Raw genomic sequence first — 4,953 nt, 5'->3', positions numbered from 1 at the left:
AACACGGGAAACAGAGTGCCTTGTACAAAGCGATGCGCAAGATCGAGAAGGCCAAGGCTCAGGTTCGCGCCAAGGTCGAGCACCCGTTTCGGGTGATCAAGCGCCAGTTTGGTTATGAAAAGGTGCGTTTTCGGGGGCTGCCCAAGAACACCGCGCAAATGGTGACGTTGTTCGCCCTGTCAAACCTGTGGATGGCGCGTCGACATTTATTGGCGGGCACAGGAGAGGTGCGCGTGTAATACCGGAAATGGCGGCTGCCAAGCGCCTTGCTGCGGCCGGAAGGGCTGAAGAATGAAGAGAATGGGTCAAATTTCGACGGGGGTCGTTTTTTGAAAAGCACTGACGACTCAATAACCGGAGAATATCCGGCTATTTCAGACCATCCCTAGAATTTGAGCAAAGGTTTGCTGCACCAAAGATCGCTTGGGTTTAACAGGCTGATCGGGATGATGTTTGCTGAGCTTGGAGATAGAGCTTTTGATGCGGCCGCTATCGAAGTCGGCCAATGTAACGGGAATACGAACCATAAAACACCTCATACAGGGGCACAAAGTTCATACAGCAGCTGGCGGGCCGTGGTGCACCTGACTAGGGTCAAGTTTCGTATCAGAAGAATGGTTGTCGCGATTGAAGCAGGTTGGTCTCGTATCCAAAGAATTCGCGCAATGCCAGCAGCGCCGAACGAGACCAGTCCGGCTTAACTGAAAATATTAAAGATCTAAAAAATATTGTCAAGCCGAAATATACCTCCACTCGCTATCGAAGCTTTCCCTGAACTAGTTGTTTTAGCTTCATGGTGCTTAGGTCAGCACAGTGAACGGGCACACATTCGTACAGCAGCGTACCGCGCAACTCAGAACATATTCGACAAAGGATATGCCGCTTTTGGCCGATTGCTGCCTGTCGTGAAGGTCTGCAATCAACCCATAGCTGCCCGTGGTGAGTGGCGGCAACCGGCCGAGAGTGTGTAAAAACGCTTCGCCAAAATTGAAGTATGCGCGTCTACGTTAAATCTGAAATTTATCGGCACGTCAGCTAGATGTGCATTTCGCGTAGAGGCGCGATTTGCAGTCCGTTTTTGAGTGCCTGTCGCGCTGAAAAACGTTTTCACACAGCCTCGGCCAAAAGCAGACAGTCAGCGCGGTTCTGGTGTCGTCCGATAGTGAGTGCTCACAGCATGCGACTGCATACCTAAAGCCATTCTGGCTCATTGCTTACACCGTTTATTCCTATGCAACCTCCCTCATTTTCCGTGAACACCAGTTAGGGTCTGCTGATACCCTTGTCAGTAGGCCCCGAGGCCTGCCGACACCCGCTGAATGTGCCGAAGGCAGATCCAGCTAAAAGCAAACTGAAGTGCTCAACCAGCGGTAAGCAGACCATGAAGAAGAACCTTGGAACACTGATTCCCCTACAGGATTACCTGAGAGTTCATAGGGTTGTCCGCTCTGCCTTGGATATGGCCGGCGCTGAAACAGCCCACGCTTGCTGGTTTTTCAGCGTCGCGGGTGCAGCTATTCTTAGAAAGTATTATAAAAAAGATGCTCATGCCGTGGCAGGGGCTATGTGCCTGATGGTGGATGAAGAAAACGCTAACGTGTTGTGCTTCGCCACCTTAGAAGGTGACGCAATTCGTAGCTCCAATAATGCGTTTCACGCACTGGTGGTGTGCGGCGATTACGTTGTGGATTTCATGAGCCCTATCTTTCCGGAGACCTGTAAATCCTCAGGTCATCCATTTATGGCGCCTTCCAAGTCATTCCAACGAAAGATCGAAACCATGGCATCGTCTCACACCGACCTAAGTAGAGATGGGGACTTCTTTTTTTCTCCGAATGAGTTGCTGACCGACCATCTCAAGAAAAAGTTTGTGCAAGGTCATCTTCAGTCTGATGTCTTGAATGCTTGTCTGGAGTGGTTCATCAAGCCCCCTAAGCCGATGCGTCCCACTCTCACTGTGGCGGATGAAAAGGGCCAGGTTATAAACGTGAAGCTCAAGGACGGCTCTGTCGTCGGGTCATGGTAAGTCGTGTTTGAGCTGCTGCTGAACCCATTACAAGCGGTGGGATGAAGTCACTATTTTGCCGGAGAAGTAACAGTGCTAACCGATGTACAGGCCCGCCTAGCGCTCAAAGAGCTGATCGAAAAATACCTCAAGGGTGGCGATCCCGATTACGATCGTTTGATCGAAGTCGTTCAAGATCCTTCACGGCAAGTCCCGATCAGGGGCGTGCTCGAAGACATTAGACGGTACAATAAGGCGCAATACACAAAACAAGAGCTTGAGCTGATCGACGACCTTTTGTACATGTATGGGTGAGCTGTCCCGCTTGACGACCCGGTAATCACTCTCAAAATTTTGCTTCTGTTACAATCCCCCACTCGCTCACGCCTACAGCAACCACGTGTGCAGGATGACAGTCCGTAGGTGTGGGCGGGCTACAGCTTATATTTTCAGCCCAGAACACAGACTGACCCAACCTGTGCAACTTCCGAAAAAAAACGGGGGCAGTTTCTGAAAAATTAACGCCCGTTCAAGGTTTTGATAATCCAGTCTTTCAGTATGAAAGTGTAGTGGCTGAGAGTTAATAAACCCGCCACAACAATTACTGAAGCACCTATGCCGTATAGTTTTGCAAGATCGCCGTTTTCGGGTGCCACATCAAAGTATTTTGCGATTGGTTGCATCAGCTCAGGGGATAACGTGGCAGAAGCAATAATTCCGAATATTATTGTGATTCGGCGTGTGTAAGATTCTGATTTGATCTTGTCGTCTAGCTCTAGGGCTTTGCGAACAGTTTCAATCTTCTTGTGCAGCAGCTTGTAGATAGTAGTTAGGTGGTCGCCTTTCTGTACCTCCTCGATGTATTTGGCGATTTCTCCATATTTATGTGCAGACAGGAGAGTCTCCTCAAATCCCAGTATGTCGAGTTCGAGGCGAGCAACGTCTATTGCTGTCTTGCATTTGTCTAGTCCAAGGGAAGCATAGGAGTAGTATGTTTGTATGAAGTGTGATGCTTCGTTTAGTACTTGGATGTCGGAGGTTAAGTTGTTGAAGGTGTAAGAGTCGTGCTGCTCGACAAAAGCTTCTACCTGCGAGGACGCTAGCATCAATGATACAGGCTCAGAGTAAAAGTTGTTGTAGTCGTCAAAGCTCCTCATGTCCTTATGGTTTAAGTCGGTGTGGTTTATCTTGTCCGATAGAAACGTTCGAGCCATTACGCTGTTGACTAGCTGTTTGTGGGCAGACCAGTTTTCGGATGAACTCCATTTTTGATGGGTATGGGATCTGATGTAAAGTATCGGCTTGCCACGCCAGTGTTGTCCTATGGAGTCGTCTTTGTACTGGCTACCATACCATCTGATGCGGGTTTGAACGGTACCTGCCGCAATGGTGCGAGCGACCACCGATAATAAATTTCGCGCTATATCCGTGAGGGTAAGTTGATCGGTGTGTACAAGTTCGTAGACAGTTAGACGCTCGTCTACGAATTCCATTTCTCCCGGAGTGTTCAGCGCTGAACCCATGATGGTTTCAAATGCTTCTCGCTGAACAATTCTGTCCCTCCGAGACATCTGGGCCATCTGACATTCGGTGCAGGCTAAGTGTAATTCTCTTTCACACAATACTGATGTAAGGTTGCGTTGCGATTTATTTACTTCGCTGCGCACTACTCTTTGAGTCGTAGACTCCTCAAAGCCAGCAATGGTTGACAACGAAATACTGATTATGCCGCCCGCGTAAACTCTAATGTAAGGAATGACTAGCTCATGATCTTCGTCATCTTCGCATCTGATGGCAATTGGGCGCATGAATATTCTAGCGCTCTCTGTGGGGAAGCCATACGCAGAATTGAATAAGCGTTTGTCAGACAAGAGTAAATCGAGAGCTAAAGATAAAGCATAGGTGTTGGAGTCTCCGAGGTTTGCTTTGAGAAAATCGTTATGTCCAGATACAGTCATGCCTTGTTCGGTTATTGTTGGCTCAATGCTTAATTGTTGTGATCGAAGTCTGTTGTCTTCTGTGAAGTAGATTTTTCCACGGTTGGTTAACGCGAAACTAAAGGCATCAGATTCAGCAAGGATTTCGCACATTCCTTCGAGATTCACGTTTCCAGTAATCTTCGAAGAATACAAGAAAGTTGCAGTGCCAGAGTATGTGTTATCTTCGGAGGTGCTTTCGAGACTTGGTTTCGTATCGGGTAATTCCATCAACTAGTCTTCCTTGCAGCTAATGCATTGTGCAGTGCCAATAAACGTGAATGATCGCACGGAACCTACCTCTCAGCTACGGTTTCGAGTTCAATGCTTATGCACCGATCATCTTAGAGTTAAAATTGTAATTCTCCGGTGGAATAGCCACGCATTATATAAACCGGCTTCCGGCCGATAGCAGCCTTTCATGAAGGGCTGCTATCGACCCAAAGCGGACCTAGCCGGCTTCTGAAGCCATCCAGGTCAAAAAACTATGGAGCCGAGTCGTAAACTCTTTTGGCTTAGCGTACGGGTTCCTTGCCTCGGACAAGAAAAAAGATATCTGCACTCTCATACACGGATAACGCTGGACAAATAGCTCGATATTCTCCTCCAGTGTCTGTGGCCACATCAGGTTCTGTTCAGAGCGAAGCACTTGAGTTGACCGGATGAGTTTGCGCGAAGCTTCGCGTTGCAGGCGCAGGGATTGCGTCGGTGTGGTCGCCTGGTCGATAAGTTCGGCATACCGGGTCAGTACCGATTCAAAGTCACCATTCACGGCAATGGCGATATCACGCGACGGCTTGAACCGATCGAAGCGTTTGGCCAGATCATTCCCCCATAGGCAACGACTGCGGATTCCACGCGCACTTGGACACCCATTCCACGAACACTTGGACAGTGATTCCACGCTGACTTGGACACTCATTCCACGGTCACTTGGACACTGATTCCACGAGCATTTGGACAGTGATTTTC

5 protein-coding genes and 1 pseudogene are annotated in these 4,953 nt (G+C 48.8%); 3 read left to right on the top strand and 3 right to left on the bottom strand.

All coding sequences use genetic code 11. The annotated features are described in order from the left end of the window. The coding region (locus tag AACY31_RS28210) for a transposase (protein WP_339505577.1) at nucleotides 1-239 on the top strand (239 nt) is incomplete at its 5' end. A gap of 135 nt (nucleotides 240-374) precedes the next feature. On the opposite strand, the gene AACY31_RS28205 is transcribed toward AACY31_RS28210, so the two are convergent. Continuing rightward, nucleotides 375-527: a hypothetical protein gene (locus AACY31_RS28205; protein WP_339505576.1), complete on the bottom strand. Its 153-nt coding sequence runs from the start codon at nucleotides 525-527 to the stop codon at nucleotides 375-377. Between the two features lie 854 nt (nucleotides 528-1,381). Between AACY31_RS28205 and AACY31_RS28200 the strand changes: the two genes are divergently transcribed. Next, entirely contained in the window at nucleotides 1,382-2,026 is a 645-nt protein-coding gene (locus tag AACY31_RS28200; RefSeq protein WP_339505575.1) for a DUF2026 family protein, read from the top strand. 72 nt (nucleotides 2,027-2,098) lie between these two features. Continuing rightward, on the top strand, nucleotides 2,099-2,320 hold the full coding sequence (locus AACY31_RS28195; RefSeq protein WP_339505573.1) for a hypothetical protein: 222 nt from the start codon (nucleotides 2,099-2,101) through the stop codon (nucleotides 2,318-2,320). A 203-nt stretch (nucleotides 2,321-2,523) separates the two neighbouring features. On the opposite strand, the gene AACY31_RS28190 is transcribed toward AACY31_RS28195, so the two are convergent. Together AACY31_RS28190 and AACY31_RS28185 are read right to left on the bottom strand one after the other, a co-directional pair. Continuing rightward, a complete protein-coding gene (locus AACY31_RS28190) occupies nucleotides 2,524-4,212 on the bottom strand; it encodes a hypothetical protein (protein WP_339505572.1) in 1,689 nt (562 codons plus the stop codon). Nucleotides 4,213-4,432: 220 nt separating this feature from the next. Next, nucleotides 4,433-4,953, bottom strand: a pseudogene (locus AACY31_RS28185) (hypothetical protein); the annotation flags it as partial.

Origin of the sequence: Pseudomonas sp. RL_105y_Pfl2_101 (genome assembly GCF_963970585.1) — a bacterium.
Classification (GTDB): domain Bacteria; phylum Pseudomonadota; class Gammaproteobacteria; order Pseudomonadales; family Pseudomonadaceae; genus Aquipseudomonas.
The sequence above is the reverse complement of the archived record's forward strand: the minus strand, read 5'-3'. Positions and strand labels throughout refer to the sequence as shown.

Coding starts and splice junctions, on each gene's coding strand:
- AACY31_RS28205 (WP_339505576.1), bottom strand. CDS start 527: ATGGTTCGTATTCCCGTTACATTGGCCGACTTCGATAGCGGCCGCATC.
- AACY31_RS28200 (WP_339505575.1), top strand. CDS start 1,382: ATGAAGAAGAACCTTGGAACACTGATTCCCCTACAGGATTACCTGAGA.
- AACY31_RS28190 (WP_339505572.1), bottom strand. CDS start 4,212: ATGGAATTACCCGATACGAAACCAAGTCTCGAAAGCACCTCCGAAGAT.